A 22,741-nucleotide genomic window follows, 5' to 3' on the forward strand; every position below is an offset into this window, starting at 1 on the left:
TTTTTCCTGGCTGAGAGGCGCTGTGTATTACGCGGCGCGCAAGGAGTGAACTATCCATCGTCCAGCCTGTGGACGGATGACATTAATGGTGAAAGATGAATAGCTATCTGGCTTTCCCTCAATTCGATCCGGTGATTTTCTCCATCGGGCCCGTCGCCCTGCACTGGTACGGCCTGATGTATCTGGTTGGGTTTATTTTTGCGATGTGGCTGGCGGTACGACGGGCCAACAAGCCCGGCAGCGGCTGGAAAAAAGAGGAAGTGGAAAACCTGCTGTACGCGGGCTTCCTGGGGGTTTTCCTCGGTGGTCGCATCGGCTACGTGCTGTTCTACAACCTGCCGCTGTTTCTGGAGAATCCGCTTTATCTGTTCAAAGTCTGGGATGGCGGCATGTCGTTCCACGGTGGGCTGATTGGCGTTATCGTGGTGATGATGTGGTTTGCGCATCGTACAAAACGTCATTTCTTTCAGGTCGCTGACTTTATTGCGCCGCTGATCCCCTTCGGGCTCGGCGCTGGTCGTCTTGGTAACTTTATTAACGGTGAGCTTTGGGGCCGCGTCGCGCCGAACTTCTCCTGGGCGATGTTGTTCCCGGGTTCGCGCAGCGAAGATGTGGCACTGGTCGCCACGCACCCTGAATGGCAATCACTGCTGGCAACTTACGGCGTGCTGCCACGTCATCCTTCACAGCTCTATGAACTGGTGCTGGAAGGCATTGTGCTGTTTGCCATCCTTAACCTGTTTATTCGCAAGCCGCGCCCGATGGGCAGCGTTTCCGGCTTGTTCCTGATTGGCTACGGCGCGTTCCGCATTATCGTGGAGTTCTTCCGTCAGCCTGATGCCCAGCTGGGCCTGTTTAGCGGCATCAGCATGGGACAAATTTTGTCGATACCGATGATTCTGGCCGGCATTATCATGATGATTTGGGCGTACCGTCGTCGCCCGCAGCTACAAACAGGTGAACAGAAATGAAGCAGTATCTGGCATTAATGGAGAAAGTGCTGAACGAGGGCACGCCGAAAAACGATCGCACCGGAACCGGCACGCTGTCGATTTTTGGCCACCAGATGCGTTTCAATCTGCAGGAAGGCTTTCCGCTGGTGACCACCAAACGCTGCCATCTGCGCTCAATTATTCATGAGCTGCTGTGGTTCCTGAACGGTGACACCAATATCGCCTATCTGAAAGAAAATAACGTCTCGATTTGGGATGAGTGGGCCGATGAAAATGGCGATCTCGGACCGGTCTATGGCAAACAGTGGCGCAGTTGGGGCGCGGCTGATGGTCGTGAAATCGACCAGCTGACGAAGGTGCTTGAGCAGCTGAAAAACGATCCCGACTCGCGTCGAATTATCGTTTCAGCCTGGAACGTTGGTGAACTGGATGAGATGGCGCTGGCGCCGTGCCACGCGTTTTTCCAGTTTTACGTGGCGGATGGCAAGCTCTCCTGCCAGCTTTATCAGCGCTCCTGCGATGTGTTCCTGGGGCTGCCGTTTAATATCGCCAGCTATGCGCTGCTGGTGCATATGATGGCGCAGCAGTGTGATCTGGAGCCGGGAGATTTTGTCTGGACCGGCGGCGATACGCACCTTTACAGCAACCATCTGGAGCAGGCGCGGTTGCAGCTGACGCGCGAACCGCGTCCGCAGCCGAAGCTGGTCATCAAACGCAAGCCCGCCTCGCTGTTCGATTACCGCTTCGAAGATTTTGAAATCGAAGGCTACGATCCGCATCCCGCTATTAAAGCGCCGGTGGCGATATAACTCCGGCACGCCAGCAGCGCACACTCGCGCCGCTGGCGTCTGTTCTTAGTAGGTAACAGGCGGCTAACGCCATCCTGCGCTGTTGGTAGAGATTAGCCTGCGGCAGCTGTCGATACTTTTATAACGTCTGCTTTTCCTTCATTAATTCTCTATTTAAACAATCGACATGCGGCACTGAACCCAGCTGCAGAACCGTCATGCGCCTTGTGGCGTGGCAGACGTCACAGCGCAGCGCAAACAGCTGTAAAACGATTAAAAAAGCGGGAAGCAAGACCGCAATCCATCAATATGGTACTGGTCGCGACGCTTCAGCCCGGCACAATAGCGCCATGAAAAAAACGCGTACCGATGGATTTACCCTGATGGAACTGCTGCTGGTGCTGACGATAGCCGCGTTGCTGAGCCTCGCTTCGTTGCAGAGTTGGCAAAGCTGGCAGCAGCGTCAGCGCATGCAGGAAACTGCCCGGCAGCTGCAACGCTTTTTACACGGCGTGCGCGCCTGGGCCAACTGGCATAACCGGGAACAGCCGTTATGGCTGTTAACGGGCGAAAGGTGGTGTCTTGGCAGCGGCGCCGTGCCTGCGGCGGGCTGTGCTAGCGGCAGACGTTTACAGCTGCTGGCGCCGCATTCGCAGGTCCATATCATTGCCATTGAAGGTGCGCCGGGGTTTTACGGTAAACGCAACGTGGCAAAAGCAGGGCACATTATTTTTGGCGAAGGCTCGCTGCGCTGGCGCATGATTATCTCCTCACGCGGCCGTATTCGGCTTTGCCAGGTTGCGCCATGTTTGTGAAACAGGCTGGCTTTGGTCTGATGGAAATGATGATCGCAATGGCGTTGAGCGGCATTTTAATGCTGGGGGCGCTGCGTCTGTTGCCGCACCTGCAGCGGCAAAATATACAGCTGCAAAGCCAGATGCGTTTACAGGAAGAGCTGCAGCAAATAATGAGCGTGCTGGAAAAAGCGATTCGGCGAGCGGGTTACTGTCACGGTTTCTGCCAGGGAACACCGCTTATCATTCAACAGCGCTGTCTGTTGATCCGGTGGGATGAAAACAGCAACGGTCGCTGGGAAGGGCCGGAGCATGAGGAGAGCGAATGGTACGGATACCGGCTCCGCAATCAACGGCTGGAAATACAGCGCGGCGTGAGCAGCTGCAACGGCAGTGGCTGGGAGAGCCTGTCCGATCCGGCCACGCTAACCATTGGCGAACTGGCTTTCACCCGCGTCGGGCAGCAGGTGAAGGTGACGCTCGGCGGCGAATCATCAGGCTTTTCCACGTCAGCACTCAGGCTGCAAAGCATCATCAGCACCCACAACTTGCCTTAAGAGAAGATGGCGGCATGGCCATAGCGATGGTGCTGCTAATGCTACTGCTCGGCTCTGGCCTGCTGCATGCCACACGGCAACAGCTGGACGGTGCGCTGTCGCTGGTTACGGATGAACGTCAGTTCCTGCGGGAGCATCACCATGCGCTTTCGGCGCTGGCCTGGGGCGCAAGGCTGAGCTGGCCGACTCAACAGGGCTGGCACTGCCAGCAGCAGCCGACATATGGCTGGCGCGCCTGCATACTGCTCAGGCATAACGGTGAAGCACTGCTGCGCGGTGCCGGAGAGTCATCAACAGGGGAGGCGCTGGCGCTATGGCAGTGGCTGACGCCAGTAGCGGAGGGGCGCTGGCAACCGCTGGCACATGGCTGGCTCGATTTTTGCCCGCTTCCTCTGTCAGAGGGCTGCCTGCCTGATGTCGGGTGAAAGAGGTTTCAGCATAGTGGAAACGCTGCTGGCGTTGCTGCTGTTTGCCATGAGTTTAACGGCGCTGCTGCACTATCAGCAGATGCTGGCAGCTGGCTTTTATCAACAGTGGCAACAGCGCGAAGCGTGGCGCATGGCGGCGCTGCGTCTGCAGGGGCAGGAGAGCGAAGGCTGGCAAACCTCGCTACACAAACTGCCTGCGGTAGAGGGCTGCCTGTTATGGCGGGCCACCGCTTTCCGGCCCGGCCTCTCTGCTGTTACGCTGGACCAGCTGCGCTGCGATAATAGCGTTCCGCATCGTTGAAGCCGCCTACGGGCCTATTGTTATTCATCGTACTTTTGCGCTTTTTTTGCGCGACGGTTGCATTAGCCAATTTAAGGGGTAGAGTGTCCCCGCGCTAACGCGCCGTAGCAGCACTGAACAGGAGCCAACATGTTTACGGTTTATCACTCCAACCAGCTCGATATTCTTAAATCGCTGGCGGCGTATCTGATTGAAAACGAACCGTTACGCGACCCTTTTCAGTCCGAGGTGGTGCTGGTGCAAAGCCCGGGCATGGCGCAGTGGCTACAGATGCAGCTGGCGCAACAGTTCGGTATTGCGGCCAATATCGCTTTTCCGCTGCCCGCCTCTTTTATCTGGGATATGTTTGTGCGCGTCTTGCCCGGCATCCCCAAAGAGAGCGCCTTTAATAAAGCCAGCATGAGCTGGAAGCTAATGACGCTGCTGCCCGATCTGCTGCGTCAGGAGGCGTTTCGCCCGTTGCAGCACTATCTCAACGACGACGATGACAAACGTAAGCTGTTCCAGCTGGCTTCGCGCGTGGCCGATCTTTATGACCAGTATCTGGTCTATCGCCCGGAATGGCTGAACAGCTGGCAGCAGGGGAAAGTGATCGATGGGCTGGGCGAGGCGCAGCAGTGGCAGGCCCCGCTGTGGGCCGCGCTGGTGGAATATACCCGCGATCTCGATCAGCCAGAGTGGCACCGCGCCAACCTGTATGCGCGCTTTATTCAAAAGCTGGAAAGCAGCGAATCACGTCCGGCGGGCCTGCCCGACCGCGTCTTTATCTGTGGGATCTCCGCGCTGCCGCCAGTCTATCTGCAGGCGCTACAGGCGCTGGGCAAGCATATCGATATTCATCTGCTGTTTACCAATCCTTGTCGGCACTACTGGGGCGATATCCAGGATTACGCGTTTCTGGCGAAACTTCAAAGCCGCCGCCGTCGCCATCATCAGCAGCAGCAGGACATTGCCCTGTTTCGTGATCCCGACGCAGCCTCTTCATTATTTAACGATGCCGGAGAGCAACAGCTGACCAACCCGCTGCTGGCCTCGTGGGGCAAACTGGGGCGCGATAACCTCTATCTGCTGGCACAAATGGAGGCGAGGGAAATTGATGCTTTTGTCGATGTCCCGGAGGACACGCTGTTGCAGGTGCTGCAGCACGATCTGCTGGAGCTGGAAGATAACGCGGTGATTGGACTGGATGCGGAAGAGCTGAAAAGCAGCCATAAAAAGCGCTGCCTCGATCCTCGGGATCGATCCGTGGTGGTGCATGTCTGTCACAGCCCGCAGCGTGAAGTGGAAGTTTTGCAGGATCAATTATTGGCTATGATGGAGGCGGATCCCTCGCTGACCGCTCGCGATATTATCGTGATGGTGGCTGATATTGATGCCTATACGCCATATATTCAGGCGGTATTCGGCAACGCATCCTCAGATCGCTATCTGCCTTTTGCCATTTCGGATCGCCGCGCCAGCTTCGCCCATCCAGCGATTATGGCCTTTCTTAACCTGCTCGCTTTGCCGGAAAGCCGCTTTGCCTGTGAAGAGGTGCTGGCGCTACTGGAGGTACCGGCACTGGCAACGCGCTTTGCTATTGATGAGGAAGGGCTGCGCCGTTTGCGTATGTGGGTAGAGGAATCCGGCATTCGCTGGGGGCTGGATGATGATAACGTGCGTGAGCTGAAGCTACCGCCCACCGGCCAGCATACCTGGCGTTTCGGCATCACGCGAATGTTGCTCGGTTATGCCATGGAGAGCATGCATGGCGACTGGGACGGCATCCTGCCTTACGATGAGTCCAGCGGGTTAATCGCCGAGCTGGCCGGTAATCTGGCAGAGTTGCTGATGCAGCTTAACCACTGGCGTCAGGTGCTGGCTGAGCCGCGTACGCTGAGCGACTGGCAACCACTGTGCCGTGAAATGCTGCAAACCTTTTTTGCTGCCGATGTGAATACCGATGCTGCGCTGATGCTGATTGAAGAGCAGTGGCAGCAGGTGATGGCCTATGGTCTGCAGGCGCGCTACGTTGATAGCGTTCCGGCTACGCTGCTGCGCGATGAGCTGGCCTCGCGCCTCGATCAGCAGCGCATCAGCCAGCGTTTCCTGGCCGGGCCGGTTAACTTCTGTACCCTGATGCCGATGCGTTCGGTGCCGTTTCGCGTGGTATGTCTGCTGGGCATGAATGATGGCGTCTATCCGCGTACGCTGCCGCCGCTGGGGTTTGATTTAATGGCGCAGCAGCCGCAAAAGGGCGACCGCAGCCGCCGCGACGATGACCGCTTCCTGTTTCTTGAGGCTTTGCTTTCAGCCCAGCAGAAACTCTATATCAGCTATATTGGCCGCTCGATTCAGGATAATACGGAACGATATCCTTCGGTGTTGGTCACTGAACTGGTGGACTATATTGGGCAAAGCTTTCATCTGCCGGGCGACGAGGCACTGGATGTAGACAGCAGCGCTCAACGGGTGCTGGCGCATCTGCACTGTCTGCACAGCCGTATGCCGTTCGATCCGCAAAACTTCGCGCCGCAGGCGGAGTATCGCAGTTTCGCCCATGAGTGGCTGCCTGCTGCGCGTGGCAGCGGCGAGCCGCATCCACCATTTATGCAGCCGCTGCCGCCACTGGAGCTCCGTGAGCTAAGCTTTGAACAGCTGCTGCGTTTCTGGCGGCATCCGGTTCGCGCTTTCTTTACTATGCGCCTCGGCGTGAGTTTTGCGCTGGAGCAGACCGAACTGCCAGATGCCGAACCCTTTGTACTGGATGCGCTCGATCGCTATCAGATCAACGCCCAATTGCTAAACGCGCTGATTGAAGAGCAAGATACCCAACGACTGTTCAATCATCATCGCGCGGCGGGCGTGTTGCCCTATGGCGCTTTCGGTGAACTCTTCTGGCAAACGCAGCAGGAAGAGATGACGCCGCTGGCTGAACAGGTCAGGGCGTTGCGCGCTGAAAGTCGCAGTATGGAAATCGACCTGACCATTGCAGGCGTCAAACTTAACGGCTGGTTGCCGCAGGTGCAGGATAGCGGCCTGCTGCGTTGGCGGCCTGGCGTGTTGAACTTCACCGATGGGCTGGCGCTGTGGCTGGAGCATCTGGCGTGGTGTGCGCTGGGTGGAAAAGGGCAGAGCCGCATGCTGGGACGCAAAGAGAGCAGCTGGTGCTTTGACGCGATCGATGCGCAGCAGGCGCAGGAGTGGCTTACGCGCTATGTCGAAGGCTATCGTGACGGCATGTGTTCACCGTTGCTGCTGCTGGCGAAAACCGGGGGTGCCTGGCTGGAGGCGAGCTATGACGTTAAAAACGACATCATGCTAATGGATGAGGCCACGCAAACCAAAGCGCGGGCGAAGCTGTTAACCGCCTGGCAGGGCAACTATCAAATGGAAGGCGAGGGGAGCGATCCCTATCTGCAACGGCTGTTCCGTACGCTGGAAGCGGCGCAGCTTGATGCCATTTGCGCTGCAGCCGAACAGTGGCTGTTGCCGCTGCTGCGTTTTAACCGCAGCGATACGCAGAAAAATGATGAGTAGCCAGTTTGACCTACAGTAGATGCGCCTGGCGGGAAGCCAGCCCGCCAGATTTCAGTGGTGATAGTTGTTTTGATCAGCGACACCGCGTTGGAAAAAGGATAACACTCAAGGGGATTAAATGAGAAAGTACGCTGTCTGGACAGCCAGTCTGTTACTGATTTTCACCATGTTTAGCCAGGTAGCCAGCGCTGAGAAAGGCTGGCAGCCTCTCGATCGGACCATTCAAAAGAGCAATAAAGATCCGCGTCACTATCAGGCGATTCGTCTGGATAATGAGATGACGGTATTGCTGGTTTCCGATCCCCAGGCAACGAAATCGCTGGCGGCGCTGACGTTGCCAATTGGTTCGCTGGACGATCCCGATCGGCAGTTGGGCCTGGCGCATTATCTTGAGCATATGGTGTTGATGGGCTCGAAGCGCTATCCACAGCCGGATAACCTGGCGGAGTTTCTGAAGAAACATGGCGGCAGCCATAATGCCAGCACTGCCTCTTACCGTACCGCTTACTATCTGGAAGTGGAAAATGATGCGCTGGCCCCGGCCGTCGACCGCCTGGCTGACGCCATCGCCGAGCCGCTGCTTGATCCGGTTAATGCCGATCGCGAGCGGAATGCCGTTAACGCTGAACTGACGATGGCGCGTTCCCGTGACGGACATCGGATGGCTCAGGTTGGAGCGGAGACATTAAATCCGGCGCATCCAGCGGCGCGCTTCTCGGGCGGTAACCTGGAGACGCTGAGCGACAAACCAGACAGCAAACTACAGGATGCGCTGCGTCAGTTTTATCAGCAGCACTACTCAGCCAACCTGATGAAAGCGGTTATCTACAGCAATAAACCGCTGCCGGAGCTGGCCGCTATCGCCGCGCAGACGTTTGGGCGCGTGAGCAATCGTCACGCCAGCGTCCCTGCGATCAACGTGCCGGTGGTCACCGACCAGCAAAAAGGCATTATCATTCATTACGTACCGGCCCAGCCGCGTAAACAACTGCGCCTGGAATTCCGAATTGATAACAATAGCGATCGCTTTCGCAGCAAAACCGATACGCTGATCGGTTACCTGATTAGCAACCGCAGCAAAAATACGCTTTCCGACTGGCTGCAAAGTCAGGGGCTGGCCGATTCCATTGATGCTGGCGCCGATCCGCTCATTACGCGTAACGGCGGTATATTTGGCATTAGCGTTTCGCTAACCGATAAAGGCCTGGCGCAGCGCGATCGGGTAGTCGCGGCGATTTTTGATTATCTGGCCATGCTGCGCGATAAGGGTATCGATAAACGCTATTTCGATGAGATGGCGCATGTGCTGGATATCGATTATCGCTATCCGTCGATTACGCGCGATATGGATTATATCGAATGGCTGGCGGATACCATGCTGCGGGTGCCGGTCGAGTATACGCTTAATGCCTCCTACCTTGCTGACCGCTATGATCCGGCGGAAATCAGCGCGCGCCTGAAAGAGATGACGCCGCAGAATGCGCGCATCTGGTATATCAGCCCCAACGAGCCGCATAACAAAGTCGCTTATTTTGTCGAAGCGCCTTACCAGGTAGATAAAATCAGCGCCGAACTGTTCAATAAGTGGCAGCAGGAGGCCGAAAATATCAAGCTGGATCTGCCTGCTCTGAATCCCTATATCCCCGATGATTTTAATTTAATTCCGGCATCTGAAAAGCCGATAACCCATCCGCAACCGCTGATTAATGAGCCGGGGCTGCGCGTCTTTTATATGCCAAGCCGCTATCATGCCAGCGAGCCGAAAGCCGATATTATGCTGGCATTACGTAATAAGGCGGCGATGGATAGCGCCCGTCATCAGGTGCTGTTCGCCCTGAATGATTATCTGGCGGGTCTGGCGCTTGATGAACTGAGCTCACAGGCGGCGGTCGGCGGCATTAGCTTTTCCACCAGCGGAAGTGATGGCGTCATTTTTAGCGCCAGCGGCTTTACTCAACGTTTGCCCAAACTGTTGGTTACCCTGCTGCAGGGCTACGTCAATTATGTTCCGACGGAAGATCAGCTGGCGCAGGCCAAGTCCTGGTATAAAGAACAACTGGATGCGGCAGAAAAAGGCAAAGCGTTTGAGCAGGCGATTCAGCCGGTACGGATGTTGTCGCAGCTTCCTTATACCGAGCGCAGCGAGCGCCGTAAGCTGCTGGATTCCATTAGCCTGCAGGAGTTGAACGACTATCGCCGCATGCTGGCAGAGCAGGCGACGCCGGAGATGCTGGTCGTGGGCAACATGACCCCGCAAATGGTGACGTCGTTGGCGCGTGAAGTTAAGCAGCAGGTTAACTGTCAGGGCAAAAGCTGGTGGCACAGCGAAGATATCCTGATTAACCAGCCGCTGCGCGCCAATATTCAGAAGGCGGGCAGCAGCAGCGACTCAGCGCTGGCTGCGGTTTACATTCCTGTGGGCTACGGTGAAGAACAAAGTATTGCTATCAGCTCGCTGTTGAGTCAGATTATTCAACCCTGGTTTTATAACCAGTTACGTACTCAACAACAGCTGGGCTATGCGGTCTTTACCTTCCCGATGTCAGTGGGACGCCAGTGGGGCATCGGTTTTCTGCTGCAAAGCAACAGCAAACAGCCCGCTCTGCTGCTGCAACGCTATGAAGCTTTCTATGCCGATGCTGAAAAGCGGCTGCGGGGGTTAAGCCAGCAGGATTTCGCCCAGTATCAGGCGGCGCTGATTAATGAACTGCAGCAGCGTCCGCAAACGCTGGATGAAGAGGCGGCGCGCTATGGCAAAGATTTCTATCGGGAAAATTACGCTTTTGATACCCGTGAACAGGTTATTGAACAACTTAAAACGCTGACGCCGCAGAGCCTGGCAGATTTCTTCCACCAGGCGGTGATCGCTAAGCAGGGACTGGCTATGCTGTCGCAGATTTCCGGCAGCCAGCATGGAAAAGCTGACTATGCATCACCGCAAGGCTGGAAAACCTGGCCGAACGTCAGCAGCCTGCAGCAGACGCTGCCGGTGACAAGCGAGAAGAAATGAGTGACAACAATCCCCAGCGGCTCGATCCGCTAACACTGCCGCTCCGTGGAGAGCGGCTTATCGAGGCGTCAGCGGGAACCGGGAAAACCTTTACTATCGGCATACTCTACCTGAGGCTGTTGCTTGGCCTCGGGCAGGATAATGCTTTTCATCGTCCGCTGTCGGTGGAAGAGATTTTGGTGGTGACCTTTACCGAGGCGGCCACCGCTGAACTGCGGGGACGTATTCGGCAGAATATCCATGAGCTGCGGCTGGCCTGCGTGCGCGGCAGCAGCGCCAATCCGGTGCTGGCAGCGCTGATGCAGGAGATTAGCGATCCTGCTGATGCCGCCGCGCTGCTGCTGGCCGCCGAACGGCAAATGGATGAAGCGGCGATTTTTACCATCCACGGGTTTTGTCAGCGGATGCTGAACCTCAACGCCTTTGAATCCGGGATGCTGTTTGAGCAGCAGCTGATTGAAGATGAATCTGCGCTGCGCCGTCAGGCCGCCGCCGACTTCTGGCGTCGCCACTGCTATCCGCTGCCGCTGACGATTGCCAAAGTCATTGCGCAGGAGTGGACCGGACCGGAACAGCTGCTCGCCACCTTAATGCCATGGCTGCATGGCGAATCGCCAGCGTTAAAATATGCGCCGGATAGCGAAGAAACGCTGGCGCAGCGTCATGAGAAAATCGTGGCGCGCATTGATAACCTGAAGGCGCAATGGCGTGCGGCGGCAGCAGATTTGCGCGAGCTGATTGAAAAATCTGGCGTTGATAAGCGGAGTTACAGTAGTAAGCATTTACCAGCCTGGCTGAATAATGTGGCAACCTGGGTAGAAGAAGAGACCCAGGGCTATACGGTGCCTAAAGATCTGGCGCGTTTTCGCCAGAGCGTGCTGCTGGAGAAAACCAAAAAGGGCGAACCGCCACGCCATCCGCTGTTTACGGCGGTAGATGACTTCTTCGCCGAGCCGCTTTCGCTACGCGATCTGATTATTGCCCGGGCGCTGGAAGATATTCGCCTGGCAACCCGCAGAGAGAAAAAGCTACGGGCGCTGCTCGGCTTTGATGATTTGCTGAGTCGTCTGGATGAAGCGCTGCAGCAGCCCGGCGGCGATTTACTGGCGCAAGCCATTCGTGCCCGCTATCCGGTTGCGTTGATCGATGAGTTCCAGGATACCGACCCGCAGCAGTATCGTATTTTCCGGCGGCTTTATATCGCCCAGCCGGAAAATGCGCTGCTGCTGATAGGCGATCCCAAGCAGGCGATTTACGCCTTTCGCGGCGCGGACATTTTTACCTATATGCGCGCCCGTAGCGAAATCAGCGCGCACTATACGCTGGACACTAACTGGCGTTCATCGCCAGCGATGGTCGCCAGCGTCAACCAGCTTTTTTCCCGGCTGGAGAACCCGTTTTTATTCAGCCAGATCCCTTTTATTGAGGTGAACGCCGCGCCGCCCAATGAAACGCGCGGTTTCCATCTTGACGGCACGGTGCAGCCAGCGCTGCGCTTTTGGCTGCAGCCCGGCGAAGGCGTGGGCGTTAGCGAATACCAGCAGTGGATGGCGCGTCAGTGCGCGGCGGAAATCCTCCACTGGCTGCAGGCTGGCCTGCGGGGTGAAGCGCTGGTGGGCAAGCAGGGCGACCAGCGGGCGGTCAGAGCCTCCGATATTACCGTTCTGGTGCGCAGCCGCAGCGAGGCTGCGGTGATACGCGATGCGCTGGAAAGTCTTAATATCCCTTCGGTCTATTTATCTAACCGCGACAGCGTGTTTACTACGCCGGAAGCGCGTGAACTGCTGTGGCTGCTGCAGGCGGTGCTGGCACCGGAGCTGGAGCGTACCCTGCGCAGCGCGCTGGCCACCAGTATCCTGGGGCTGGACGCCGCCACCATCGACGCCATGAGTCAGGATGAAGATCGTTGGGACGCGCTGGTTGAAGAATTTGCGGCCTACCGTCAACGCTGGCAGCAGCGCGGGGTGCTGCCTATGCTGCGTGAATTAATGACCCGGCGCAGCATTGCAGAAAATCTGCTGGCCTCAGAAAGCGGTGAACGGCGTCTGACCGATCTGCTGCATCTTGGGGAGCTGTTACAGGAGGCCGCCGCGCAGCTGGATAGCGAACATGCGCTGGTGCGCTGGCTGGCACAGCAGGTCGCGCAGCCTAACCATCAGTCCGCCAGTCAGCAGTTGCGTCTCGAAAGCGACCGTCATCTGGTGCAGATTGTGACTATTCACAAATCCAAAGGGCTGGAGTATCCGCTGGTCTGGCTGCCGTTTGCCGCTAACTTCCGCGAGGCGGCGCAGGGGCTATATCACGATCGACAGACTTTTCAGGCGTTGCTGGATTTGAGCGATGATGAAGAGAGTCTGGCGCTGGCCGAGCAGGAAAGGCTGGCGGAAGATTTACGTCTGCTCTATGTGGCGCTGACCCGCTCTGTTTATCACTGTAGCATCGGCATTGCGCCGCTGATTAAGGGCAACCGTAAAAAAGAAGGTGACAGCGATCTGCACAAAAGCGCGGTGGGCTATCTGGTTCAGCGTGGTGAAGCGCTAAACGCCAGCGGATTACAGCAAGCGCTGTATGGCCTAAGCAACGACGCGGTAGAGGTAGTGATGCCGGAAGAGGCTGCGGAAGGGCGCTGGCAACCGGAAGGCGATAGTATGCCGGAGCTGGAGAGCCCGGTGATATCCCGCCCGCTGCAGGATCACTGGCGCGTTACCAGCTACTCCGGTCTGCAACAGCATGGCCCGACGGTTGCGCTCGATCTGGCACCGCGTTTTGATGTCGATGCGGCAGGAGAAACCACAGACGTTGTTGCGCCAGCACTAACGCCGCATACCTTTCCGCGCGGCGCTTCGCCGGGCACCTTTCTGCATGGCCTGTTTGAAACGCTGGATTTTAACCAGCCTCCGGATGAGGCATGGCTGGCGGAGCAGCTACAGCTGGCTGGCTTTGGCGAGCAATGGTTGCCGATGCTGTGCGACTGGATTAGCCGGGTATTGCAAACGCCGCTTAATCAGGACGGCATTCATCTGGCGGGATTAACGCCGGGCCGCTATCTGGTGGAACTGGAGTTTTATCTGCCGATGCATCAGCTGCTGACCGCGCCGGCGCTGGACGCGGTAATGCGTCAGCACGATACGCTGTCGGCACGCGCGCCGGAGCTGAATTTTCAGCAGGTGCAGGGGATGCTGAAAGGCTTTATCGATTTGGTCTTTTGCTGGCAGGGAAAATATTACCTGCTGGATTATAAATCTAACTGGCTGGGCGAAGAGAGCGCCGCCTATACGCCGCAGGCGATGGCGGAAGCGATGATTAGTCACCGCTACGATTTACAGTATCAGCTTTATACGCTGGCGCTGCATCGCTATTTGCGCCATCGTGTAGCGGATTACGATTATCAGCGCCACTTCGGCGGTGTGTTTTACCTTTTTTTGCGCGGAATGGACGGCAGCGCCAGTGAAAACGGTGTGTTTCATCACCGTCCGTCTGCAGATTTTGTCATGGCGCTGGATCGCCTGTTTACCGGAGACAAGGTGGAAGCGGAATGAGAAAAATCAGCGAGTTGCTGCGCGAGGCGGTAGAAAAACGCCTGATACGTGCGCTGGATCTGCAGTTCGCCCATATGCTGGCGGATGATGAGCAACCCGCGCTGATGCTGGCTGCGGCCTGCGTAAGCGCCGAGGCGGGAGAAGGACACGTTTGCCTGCCGCTCGATCATTTTCGTGACGGTCAACTGTTCGCCGGACGTCAGCCGGAGCTGGCGGCGGAAATCTGGCGCACAGTAGGTCAGCCGGAAGACTGGCAGCGTTTGCTGCTGCAAAGCCACGCGGTAAGCGATGGCTCAAAGCCGACGCCGCTGGTGGTCGCGCAGCAGCGGCTTTATTTGCACCGCATGTGGCGAGGCGAAGGCCATGTGGCGCGTTTTATCGCCACCGAGCAGGCGGTGCCCGCTTTCAATGACGCCGATTTGCAGCAGATATTAAATGAGCTGTTCGGCGATCGCCCGGACGACTGGCAGAAGATCGCCGCCGCCGTGGCCATTACCCGTCACATCTCGGTGATTTCCGGTGGGCCGGGTACCGGAAAAACCACCACCGTGGCTAAACTGCTGGCGGCGCTGATTCGCCTTTCGCAACAAAAACTGCGTATTCGTCTGGCCGCGCCCACCGGTAAAGCCGCCGCGCGGTTAACGGAGTCATTAGGCAAGGCGCTGCAGGCGTTGCGGCTAAGCGACGCTGAGCGTACAGCCTTTCCTGAAGAAGCGACCACGCTGCATCGTTTGCTGGGCGCGCAGCCCAACAGCCAGCGGCTGCGCTACCACGCCGGTAACCCGCTGCATCTTGATGTGCTGGTGGTGGATGAAGCCTCCATGGTGGATTTGCCGATGATGGCAAATCTGATTGCCGCTCTGCCAAAACATGCGCGGGTCATTTTCCTGGGCGATCGCGATCAGCTGGCATCGGTCGAAGCGGGCGCGGTATTGGGCGATATTTGCCGCTGCGCTGAAGCGGGCTACAGTACGGCGCGTGCCCGGCAGCTGGCTTTGCTTACCGGCTGTCAGCTGGATGGGGCGGACGGGGAAGATATGCCTAACGTACGCGACAGTATCTGTCTGCTGCGCAAAAGTTATCGTTTCGATGCCCGTTCCGGTATCGGCCAACTGGCGCAGGCGGTAAACGCGGGTGATGCCAAAGCGGCGGAAAAGGTTTTCGGCGCGGGCTTTGAGGATATTTGTCGCAGCGAGCTAAGCAGTGCTGAACATTACCAGCAGCTTTTAGAGCAGGGCATTGCAGGTTATGAAGAGTATTTAACGCTGCTCCAGCGCAATGCGGATGCGGATGAGGTGTTGGCAGCCTTTGCCCGTTACCGGCTGTTATGTGCGCTGCGCGAAGGACCATTTGGCGTGGCGGGTTTGAATGAGCGTATCGAACGCCAGTTGCTGAAGCAGCGACGAATTCGGCGTCCGCAGGCGCAAAGCCGCTGGTATATCGGTCGGCCGGTAATGATTGCACGCAACGATAGCGCGCTGGGGCTGTTTAACGGTGATATTGGCGTTGCGATGAATGATGCCAGCGGCGCGCTGAAGGTGTTCTTTCCACTGCCCGACGGCACGATTAAGGCGGTACAGCCAAGTCGTTTACCGCCACACGATACCGCCTGGGCGATGACGGTGCATAAATCGCAGGGCTCGGAATTCGAACATACCGCGCTGGTGTTACCTAACCACTATCTGCCGGTGCTGACGCGGGAACTGGTTTATACCGCCATTACCCGCGCGCGCAGCCGGTTAACGCTTTATACCGATCGGCAAATTTTTGCGCGCGCGGTTGCCGTGCGTACCCAGCGGCGCAGCGGACTGGTGGAGCGTCTGCGCGCCCCACATCAGGAGATCCTGTTCTAAACCGGTCAGGTCAAATCGGCCATCAAGACTTTAGAACGACGCTGGTAGTTATACATTTGCTTCTTGCTTTCCGGCAGCAGCTCGATATCTACCGGCGTAAAGCCGCGCTCCTGGAACCAGTGGATGCTGCGGGTGGTTAATACAAACAATTTTTTCAGCCCCAGCTGACGCGCCTGCAAAGCAACGCGCTGTAGCAGCATTTCGCCGCGTGAAGAGCTGCGATAGTCAGGGTGAACCGCCACGCAGGCCATTTCACCAATCTGCTCATCCGGGAAAGGATAGAGCGCCGCGCAGGCGATGGTCAGGTTATCGCGCTCGATAATGGTGAATTTATCGATCTCCATCTCCAGCTGTTCACGCGAGCGACGCACCAGAATTCCCTGCTGTTCCAGCGGACGGATCAGCTCCAGAATGCCGCCGATATCGTTGATGGTGGCGCGTCGGATCTGCTCTGCGGATTCCATCACGATTTGCGTGCCGATGCCGTCACGGGAGAACAATTCCTGTAACAGCGCGCCATCTTCCTGATAGCTGATCAAATGACTGCGACGCACGCCGCTGCGGCAGGCCTTAACCGCACCGCGCAAAAAGCGCACCGTTCCTGAAAGGTAGTCACCACGCTGTTCCAGGGTTTCAATACGCGCCTGCGCCTCGTTCGGGAACAGTTCAGAAATAATATTGCCTTCATCATCCGTCGCGCCCTGCTCAGAGCAGAAGCCGATCATTTTTTCCGCTTTCAGTTTAATTGCCAGCTGCGTGGCCACCTCTTCCGACGTCAGATTAAAACTTTCGCCAGTCACCGACACGGCTACCGGGCCAATCAAAACAATGGCGTCGCTGTCGAGCTGCCGGTGGATTGCCTCTTCATCAATACGGCGAATACGGCCGCTGTGGCAATAGTCGATGCCGTCATCCACGCCCAGCGGCTGAGAGATAATAAAGTTGCCGCTGACCACATTGATATGCGCGCCCTGTAGCGGCGTATTGCTCAGGCTCATCGACAGGCGGGCGGTAATATCCAGCTGCAAACGTCCGGCGGCCTGCTTAACCAGCTCAAGGGATTGCGCATCGGTTACGCGGGTATGCTTGTGGTAGACCGGTTCCAGCTGATGTGCCGCCAGGCTGGCATCGATTTGTGGCCGTGCGCCATATACCACTACCAGACGAATGCCGAGGCTGTGCAGCAGACCAATATCGTTAACTATGCTGGAAAAGTTATCATGCTCAATCGCCTCGCCGCTGAGCATAATGACAAAGGTCTTATCCCGATGGGCGTTGATATAGGGAACGGAATGGCGAAAACCCTGAACCAGTGCGGTACTACGTTCCTTCACGGCAAACCCTCTTTTGCATGACTATTCGGTTTTTGTGTATTTTTATTCTTTTGTTGCCTGAAGTGCAAGCGGCTTTTATTATCGCTTATCATTTTTCACAATCGGATAATAAGGTTAACAGGCTGCATTTAAGGCTTTTTTCCGGATGACAGCATAAAAGCGATTGGGTTAAAGTTTTCGCCACATTTTTTTCTGGCTTTTTTTTAGACACAACACAGTATCTGGAGCGGCATGTCCGAATCTAATCCCGTTATCAGCCGTCGTCGGCTGTTACAGGGCGCTGGAGCAATATGGCTATTGAGCGTTAGCCGGGTGGGGTTAGCGGCCAGCAGTCATATTGTTGCGGTGCGCATCTGGCCTTCTTCCAGCTATTCCCGCCTGACCATTGAATCAAGCGTGGCCCTGAAATATAAGCAGTTTGCCCTGAGTCATCCCGAACGTGTGGTGATCGATATTGAAAACCTGCACTTGAATCGGGTACTGAAAGGGGTAGGGCATCTGGTGCAGAAAAACGATCCCTATATCAAAACGGCACGTGTGGGCCAGTTCGATAAAAACACCGTACGCATCGTGCTGGAGCTAAAGCAAAATGTCGCGCCGCGCCTGTTTACGCTGGCGCCGGTAGCTGGCTTCCAACATCGCCTGGTGGTGGATCTCTATTCGGCGTACGACACCCAGGACGATCCGCTACTGGCGTTGCTCAAGGATTATAATCAGGGCGATCTGGAACGTACGCAGCCCGCCGAGGCGCCGCTGCCGGGTAAAGCCGGGCGCGATCGTCCTATCGTTATCATGATCGATCCGGGACACGGCGGCGAAGATCCCGGCGCGCATGGCCTGCATAAGACGCGTGAAAAAGATATCGTGCTGAAAATTGGCCGCCGCCTGAAGGCGCTGATTGATAAAGAGCCGAATATGCGTGCTTATATGACGCGTAATGAAGATGTCTTTATACCGCTGAAGGTGCGGGTGGCTAAAGCGCGTAAGCAGCGGGCCGATCTGTTTGTTTCCATTCATGCCGATGCCTTTACCAGCCGGGCAGCACGCGGCTCCTCAGTGTTCGCGCTCTCCACTAAAGGCGCAACCTCAGCGGCGGCGCGTTTTCTTGCCCAAACGCAGAATGAATCAGATTTAATTGGCGGCGTAAGTAAAAGCGGCGATCGCTATCTTGACCATACTATGTTCGACATGCTGCAAAGCCAGACCATTACCGATAGCCTGAAATTTGGTAAGGAAGTGCTGACGCGTATCGGCAAAATTAACCACCTGCATAAGCGCAGCGTGGATCAGGCAGGATTTGCGGTATTAAAAGCGCCCGACATTCCATCGATTCTGGTGGAAACAGCCTTTATCAGTAACCCAGCGGAAGAGCGCAAGCTGCGTACGGCGCGCTATCAGCAGCAGGTGGCTGAAGCGATTCTTGGCGGCATCAAAGCCTATTTTTCAAAAGGGGCGGCGCTGGCGCACCATAAGAAGTGAGAGTACCGGGGAGCGCGCTTGCGGGCGAACCGGTTTTTTACCAAACGCCAGATACAAAAAAACACCCTTAAGGGTGTTTTAATGATTGGTTGCGGGAGCCGGATTTGAACCGACGACCTTCGGGTTATGAGCCCGACGAGCTACCAGGCTGCTCCATCCCGCGTCCGGATGTTGTCGCTTCCGTCACGACACTCTATTGCGTACTGCTTAATTGGTTGCGGGAGCCGGATTTGAACCGACGACCTTCGGGTTATGAGCCCGACGAGCTACCAGGCTGCTCCATCCCGCGTCCGTGGAAGCGCACTATACTCTTACCGGATTATGATGCAACCCCTTTTTGAAAATTAATTGGGATAATAGCGCCAGTTGTTGAATATCTCCGCGTCTTGCTGATTAATTAAACAAATGGCGCGACTCTTTTTCCGGTAACGCATTTCATTCTTATTACCCCTTTGCTATCTTGCCCTGCACGCAGCTGAGGTGAGAATACAATGAAAGGACGTTGGACGAAGTATTGGGTTACGGGCGCGCTGTTAGCACTGCTGGCGGGCTGTTCCTCTAAGCCGACCGATCGCGGTCAGCAATATAAAGATGGCAAAATCGAGCAGCCTCTGGCGCTGGTGAATCAGCCGAATGCCAAAGGGCGTCCGGTTAACGGTAAAGATTTCGGCGATCAGGTCAGTGAAATACGCTTTGCCTCTTCTTCTTTATATACACGTCAAAATAATACCTATAGCGCTATTGAGAACTGGTTGCTGGCAGGGGGCGATACACGCCAGCTGCGACTGTTTGGCCTGGATGCGTACCAGATGGAAGGGGTGGATAATTACGGCAACGTCCAGTTTACCGGTTATTACACGCCGGTTATCCACGCGCGCTATACGCGCCAGGGCGAGTTCCAGTATCCGCTGTACCGTATGCCGCCGCGTAGTAAAGGCCGCAAATTGCCGAGCCGGGCACAGATCTACAGCGGCGCGCTGGATGAGCGCTATGTGATTGGCTACAGCAATTCGCTGATGGATAACTTTATTATGGATGTGCAGGGCAGCGGCTATGTGGATTTTGGCGATGGGCGTCCGCTGATGTTCTTTGGCTATGCCGGTAAAAATGGCTGGGCCTATCACAGCGTCGGTAAAGAGCTGATCGATCGCGGCGAAGTGAAACGCGAAGATATGTCGATGCAGGCGATCCGTAAGTGGGCCGATGAGCACAGCCCGGAAGAGGTGCGTGCGCTGCTGGAAACCAATAACTCTTTCGTTTTCTTTAAGCCGGAGGAGTTTACGCCGGTGCGCGGTGCCAGCGCGGTGCCGCTGATTGCGAAAGCGTCGGTTGCGGCGGATCGTTCGCTGATCCCGCCGGGCACGGTGCTGCTGGCAGAAGTGCCGCTGCTAAATAATGACGGCAAGTTCACCGGTAAGTATGAGATGCGTTTGATGGTGGCGCTGGATGTAGGCGGGGCCATCAAAGGGCAGCACTTTGATATTTATCAGGGCATTGGGCCGGAGGCGGGGCATATGGCCGGCTTCTTTAATCACTATGGCCGCGTTTGGGTGCTGCGCGCTGCGCCGGGCACCGGCACTACGCTGTTCAGTAACGTGCAAAACAACCAGAATGGTTCAATGCTGGTCAGCGCCAGCCAGTAAACTTCTGTATAGCGGGCCGTTCTGGCCCGCTATTGACTATCAACAAAGGTTATTTCATGAGAGTTCTCTCTGACGCCTGGCGGCAGCGCTTTGGCGGTACGGCGCGTCTCTATGGTCAGGACGCATTACAGCTGTTTGCCGATGCGCACGTCTGCGTGATCGGCATCGGCGGCGTTGGCTCATGGGCGGCGGAAGCGTTGGCGCGTACCGGTATCGGTGCTATTACCCTGATCGATATGGACGACGTCTGCATCACTAATACCAACCGGCAAATTCATGCTTTGCAGGGCAATGTCGGCAAGGCAAAAACGGAAGTGATGGCCGAGCGTATCCTGGCGATCAATCCGGAATGCACGGTTCACTGCGTGGACGATTTTATTACGCCTGATAATACTGCGGAGCTGATGGGCGCAGGCTACAGCTATGTGATCGATGCCATCGATAGCGTGCGGCCCAAGGCGGCGCTGCTTGCCTGGTGTCGCCGCAATAAGATCCCGGTGGTAACCACTGGCGGCGCTGGCGGACAAATCGATCCTACCCAGATCCAGGTGAGCGATCTGGCGAAAACCATTCAGGATCCGCTAGCGGCGAAGCTGCGGGAGCGGCTAAAGCAGGATTTTGGCGTGGTGAAAAACAGTAAAGGCAAGCTGGGCATCGACTGCGTGTTTTCTACTGAAGCACTGGTTTATCCTCAGCCGGACGGCAGCGTTTGCGCTTCACGCAGCACGGCAGAAGGCCCGAAACGGATGGATTGCGCCTCCGGTTTCGGCGCCGCTACGATGGTAACGGCTACCTTTGGTTTTGTGGCGGTATCGCACGTGCTTAAGAAAATGTTGGCGAAGGCGGCGCGTCAGGGTTAGCCGCCGCTGCGCGAACCGCCTGGGCCAGCGCGTCCAGCCCGCTGCTGCGCGAGGCGCTCAGCTGTTCGCGCAGGCCCAGCTCATCAAATAGCTGCAGCGGATCCTGCTGCAGCAAGGTTTCCGGCTGCTGCCGTTCAACGGCCGTAAGCAGCACCGCCAGCAGGCCGCGAACGATTCTTCCTTCGCTGTCACCGTAAAAATGCAGGGATCTGTCAGGCAGGCGCTGATGACCCAGCCAGACGCGATTTTCACAGCCGCTCAGCTCAATTTCCGTGCTCTTCAGCGCATCCGGCAGCGGCGGCAGCTGTTTGCCCAGCAGAATCAGCTGACGATAGCGTTCTTCCCAGCCGGGGCAGGCAGCAAACTTTTCTTTTAATGATGAAACGGTGATCAGTGCAGCAAACGGATGTGGAGCGATAAGCGTCATAGTGATTACTCTGCCAGTAAAGTGATGGCGTTATGGATGGCGCGCACCAGCGCATCGACATCCTGCAGGCTATTATAAGGGGCAAATGAGGCGCGCAGTGTACCGCTGACGCCCAGCGCTGCCATTAATGGTTGCGCGCAGTGCTGACCGGCGCGTACCGCCACGCCGCTTTCGGCCAGCAGCGTGACCACGTCGCTGTGATGAATATCGGCAATATCAAAAGAGAGCAGGCTGGATTCACCGCTGCGGAAGCTACGAAAGCCGGGAATCGCCTGTAGCTGTTCTTCCGCCAGCGTTGCCAGGCTACAGCTCCAGCGTTCTGCCGCCTCGATATCTACCTTTTCCAGCCATTCCAGCGCGGCGCTCAGGCCGATAACGCCTGCGACGTTTGGCGTTCCGGCCTCAAAACGCCAGGGGATCGGCTGCGGCGTAAAGCCATTAAAATCCACATGGCTAAGCATTTTGCCGCCGCCCTGCCAGGGAGCCATCGCTTCCAGCAGCGCCGGTTTACCGTACAGCGCGCCTATGCCCATCGGCCCGTAAAGTTTGTGGCCGGAGAAGGCATAAAAATCGATATCCAGCGCCTGCACATCCGGCGGGCAGTGCACCACGCCCTGGGCGCCGTCTACCATAACCAATGCCCCGGCGGCATGCGCCAGCTTTATCGCCTGCGCCAGATCGGGACAGCCGCCGGTCACGTTGGACATCTGGCTCAGCGCCAGCAGACGCGTTTTACCGGTTAATAGCGTGGGTAACAGCGCCATATCCGGCAGGCGATCCGGGCCCAGCGGCCATTTCACCACCCGTGCACCGGTCTGTTCAGCAACCATTAGCCAGGGCACCAGATTGGCATGATGCTCTGCTTCGCTAACGATAATCTCGTCGCCAGGCTGTAAGGTAGGTCTGAATGCGCTCTGCGCCACAAGGTTGATCGCTTCGGTGGTGCCGCGTGTCCAGATAATCGTCTGTGGATTTGGCGCATTAATCAGGCTAGCCACCTGCGCACGCGCGCTTTCATAACGCTCAGTAAGCTTACGCGCCGCCGCATACTGGCTGCGATGCACGGTACCGGCGCTCAGGCTGTAATAGTGATCGGTGGCCTCAATCACCGCCTGAGGTTTTAATGCGGTGGCGGCGCTGTCCAGATAAACGCCCGCGTTTGCCAGTGCCGGAAACTGCTGGCGGAACTGGGCGGGATTAAATAGGGTCATGCGGTTCTCATTACAATAAAGGTTTAGCTTCTGCGGCCAGGAACA

The 22,741-nt window shown here is 56.7% G+C and carries 16 protein-coding genes and 2 tRNA genes; 13 read left to right on the forward strand and 5 right to left on the reverse strand.

Going from position 1 to position 22,741, the window contains the following annotated elements:
* Positions 1-95: 95 nt before the first annotated feature.
* The 10 genes from lgt (at position 96) to recD (ending at position 15,742) form a co-directional block, all read left to right on the forward strand.
* Positions 96-971 carry a prolipoprotein diacylglyceryl transferase gene (lgt, locus tag ACQE3Y_RS15245; RefSeq protein WP_250650780.1) on the forward strand — a complete coding sequence of 292 codons (876 nt, stop codon included), beginning with the start codon at positions 96-98 and terminating at the stop codon, positions 969-971.
* Positions 968-1,762 carry a thymidylate synthase gene (gene thyA, locus ACQE3Y_RS15250; RefSeq protein WP_250650779.1) on the forward strand — a complete coding sequence of 265 codons (795 nt, stop codon included), beginning with the start codon at positions 968-970 and terminating at the stop codon, positions 1,760-1,762. The genes lgt and thyA overlap by 4 nt, the downstream gene beginning before the upstream one ends.
* Before the next feature lie 329 nt (positions 1,763-2,091).
* A complete protein-coding gene (locus ACQE3Y_RS15255) occupies positions 2,092-2,556 on the forward strand; it encodes a prepilin-type N-terminal cleavage/methylation domain-containing protein (RefSeq protein WP_426973652.1) in 465 nt (154 codons plus the stop codon).
* A complete protein-coding gene (locus tag ACQE3Y_RS15260) occupies positions 2,553-3,092 on the forward strand; it encodes a prepilin peptidase-dependent protein (protein ID WP_426973748.1) in 540 nt (179 codons plus the stop codon). The genes ACQE3Y_RS15255 and ACQE3Y_RS15260 overlap by 4 nt, the downstream gene beginning before the upstream one ends.
* A 14-nt stretch (positions 3,093-3,106) precedes the next feature.
* Positions 3,107-3,517 (forward strand): DUF2509 family protein, encoded by a 411-nt coding sequence (locus ACQE3Y_RS15265; RefSeq protein WP_426982015.1) that lies wholly within the window; start codon positions 3,107-3,109, stop codon positions 3,515-3,517.
* A complete protein-coding gene (locus tag ACQE3Y_RS15270; protein ID WP_426973654.1) occupies positions 3,507-3,821 on the forward strand; it encodes a prepilin-type N-terminal cleavage/methylation domain-containing protein in 315 nt (104 codons plus the stop codon). The genes ACQE3Y_RS15265 and ACQE3Y_RS15270 overlap by 11 nt, the downstream gene beginning before the upstream one ends.
* A 129-nt stretch (positions 3,822-3,950) precedes the next feature.
* The gene (gene recC, locus ACQE3Y_RS15275) at positions 3,951-7,340 is read left to right on the forward strand and encodes an exodeoxyribonuclease V subunit gamma (RefSeq protein WP_426982016.1); all 3,390 of its coding nucleotides are present in this window, start codon (positions 3,951-3,953) and stop codon (positions 7,338-7,340) included.
* Positions 7,341-7,458: 118 nt separating this feature from the next.
* Complete coding sequence (gene ptrA, locus ACQE3Y_RS15280) at positions 7,459-10,350, forward strand: pitrilysin (RefSeq protein ID WP_426982017.1); 2,892 nt, start codon at positions 7,459-7,461, stop codon at positions 10,348-10,350.
* Positions 10,347-13,889 carry an exodeoxyribonuclease V subunit beta gene (gene recB, locus ACQE3Y_RS15285; protein ID WP_426982018.1) on the forward strand — a complete coding sequence of 1,181 codons (3,543 nt, stop codon included), beginning with the start codon at positions 10,347-10,349 and terminating at the stop codon, positions 13,887-13,889. The genes ptrA and recB overlap by 4 nt, the downstream gene beginning before the upstream one ends.
* On the forward strand, positions 13,886-15,742 hold the full coding sequence (gene recD, locus ACQE3Y_RS15290; protein ID WP_250650773.1) for an exodeoxyribonuclease V subunit alpha: 1,857 nt from the start codon (positions 13,886-13,888) through the stop codon (positions 15,740-15,742). Before recB ends, recD begins: the two co-directional genes overlap by 4 nt.
* 5 nt (positions 15,743-15,747) lie before the next feature.
* Here the strand turns inward: recD and argA are convergent, their stop codons facing one another.
* Complete coding sequence (gene argA, locus ACQE3Y_RS15295) at positions 15,748-17,076, reverse strand: amino-acid N-acetyltransferase (protein ID WP_085070352.1); 1,329 nt, start codon at positions 17,074-17,076, stop codon at positions 15,748-15,750.
* 231 nt (positions 17,077-17,307) lie between these two features.
* Between argA and amiC the strand changes: the two genes are divergently transcribed.
* The gene (gene amiC, locus ACQE3Y_RS15300) at positions 17,308-18,555 is read left to right on the forward strand and encodes an N-acetylmuramoyl-L-alanine amidase AmiC (protein ID WP_250650771.1); all 1,248 of its coding nucleotides are present in this window, start codon (positions 17,308-17,310) and stop codon (positions 18,553-18,555) included.
* Between the two features lie 86 nt (positions 18,556-18,641).
* Here amiC and ACQE3Y_RS15305 read toward each other — a convergent pair.
* Both ACQE3Y_RS15305 and ACQE3Y_RS15310 read right to left on the reverse strand, forming a co-directional pair.
* Positions 18,642-18,718 (reverse strand) — tRNA-Met (locus ACQE3Y_RS15305).
* Positions 18,719-18,767: 49 nt separating this feature from the next.
* Positions 18,768-18,844 (reverse strand) — tRNA-Met (locus tag ACQE3Y_RS15310).
* A 202-nt stretch (positions 18,845-19,046) separates the two neighbouring features.
* On the opposite strand from ACQE3Y_RS15310, the gene mltA reads away from it, so the two are divergent.
* Together mltA and tcdA are read left to right on the forward strand one after the other, a co-directional pair.
* The gene (mltA, locus tag ACQE3Y_RS15315) at positions 19,047-20,198 is read left to right on the forward strand and encodes a murein transglycosylase A (protein ID WP_426973662.1); all 1,152 of its coding nucleotides are present in this window, start codon (positions 19,047-19,049) and stop codon (positions 20,196-20,198) included.
* A 56-nt stretch (positions 20,199-20,254) separates the two neighbouring features.
* Positions 20,255-21,058: a tRNA cyclic N6-threonylcarbamoyladenosine(37) synthase TcdA gene (tcdA, locus tag ACQE3Y_RS15320; protein WP_426982019.1), complete on the forward strand. Its 804-nt coding sequence runs from the start codon at positions 20,255-20,257 to the stop codon at positions 21,056-21,058.
* Here tcdA and csdE read toward each other — a convergent pair.
* Together csdE and csdA are read right to left on the reverse strand one after the other, a co-directional pair.
* The gene (csdE, locus tag ACQE3Y_RS15325; RefSeq protein ID WP_426982020.1) at positions 21,021-21,485 is read right to left on the reverse strand and encodes a cysteine desulfurase sulfur acceptor subunit CsdE; all 465 of its coding nucleotides are present in this window, start codon (positions 21,483-21,485) and stop codon (positions 21,021-21,023) included. The genes tcdA and csdE overlap by 38 nt on opposite strands.
* 5 nt (positions 21,486-21,490) lie before the next feature.
* Positions 21,491-22,696 carry a cysteine desulfurase CsdA gene (gene csdA / locus ACQE3Y_RS15330; RefSeq protein ID WP_426982021.1) on the reverse strand — a complete coding sequence of 402 codons (1,206 nt, stop codon included), beginning with the start codon at positions 22,694-22,696 and terminating at the stop codon, positions 21,491-21,493.
* Positions 22,697-22,741 lie beyond the last annotated feature (45 nt).

The organism is Pantoea sp. FN0305 (genome assembly GCF_050113845.1).
In the GTDB taxonomy this organism is placed as follows: Bacteria; Pseudomonadota; Gammaproteobacteria; order Enterobacterales; family Enterobacteriaceae; genus Mixta; species Mixta alhagi.

What these genes read in the sequence shown, in the direction of transcription:
- ACQE3Y_RS15255 (WP_426973652.1), top strand. Translation starts at nt 2,092, where the DNA reads ATGAAAAAAACGCGTACCGATGGATTTACCCTGATGGAACTGCTGCTG.
- ACQE3Y_RS15270 (WP_426973654.1), top strand. Translation starts at nt 3,507, where the DNA reads ATGTCGGGTGAAAGAGGTTTCAGCATAGTGGAAACGCTGCTGGCGTTG.
- tcdA (WP_426982019.1), top strand. Translation starts at nt 20,255, where the DNA reads ATGAGAGTTCTCTCTGACGCCTGGCGGCAGCGCTTTGGCGGTACGGCG.
- csdA (WP_426982021.1), bottom strand. Translation starts at nt 22,696, where the DNA reads ATGACCCTATTTAATCCCGCCCAGTTCCGCCAGCAGTTTCCGGCACTG.
- lgt (WP_250650780.1), top strand. Translation starts at nt 96, where the DNA reads ATGAATAGCTATCTGGCTTTCCCTCAATTCGATCCGGTGATTTTCTCC.
- recC (WP_426982016.1), top strand. Translation starts at nt 3,951, where the DNA reads ATGTTTACGGTTTATCACTCCAACCAGCTCGATATTCTTAAATCGCTG.
- recB (WP_426982018.1), top strand. Translation starts at nt 10,347, where the DNA reads ATGAGTGACAACAATCCCCAGCGGCTCGATCCGCTAACACTGCCGCTC.
- mltA (WP_426973662.1), top strand. Translation starts at nt 19,047, where the DNA reads ATGAAAGGACGTTGGACGAAGTATTGGGTTACGGGCGCGCTGTTAGCA.
- csdE (WP_426982020.1), bottom strand. Translation starts at nt 21,485, where the DNA reads ATGACGCTTATCGCTCCACATCCGTTTGCTGCACTGATCACCGTTTCA.
- thyA (WP_250650779.1), top strand. Translation starts at nt 968, where the DNA reads ATGAAGCAGTATCTGGCATTAATGGAGAAAGTGCTGAACGAGGGCACG.
- recD (WP_250650773.1), top strand. Translation starts at nt 13,886, where the DNA reads ATGAGAAAAATCAGCGAGTTGCTGCGCGAGGCGGTAGAAAAACGCCTG.
- ACQE3Y_RS15265 (WP_426982015.1), top strand. Translation starts at nt 3,107, where the DNA reads ATGGCCATAGCGATGGTGCTGCTAATGCTACTGCTCGGCTCTGGCCTG.
- amiC (WP_250650771.1), top strand. Translation starts at nt 17,308, where the DNA reads ATGTCCGAATCTAATCCCGTTATCAGCCGTCGTCGGCTGTTACAGGGC.
- ptrA (WP_426982017.1), top strand. Translation starts at nt 7,459, where the DNA reads ATGAGAAAGTACGCTGTCTGGACAGCCAGTCTGTTACTGATTTTCACC.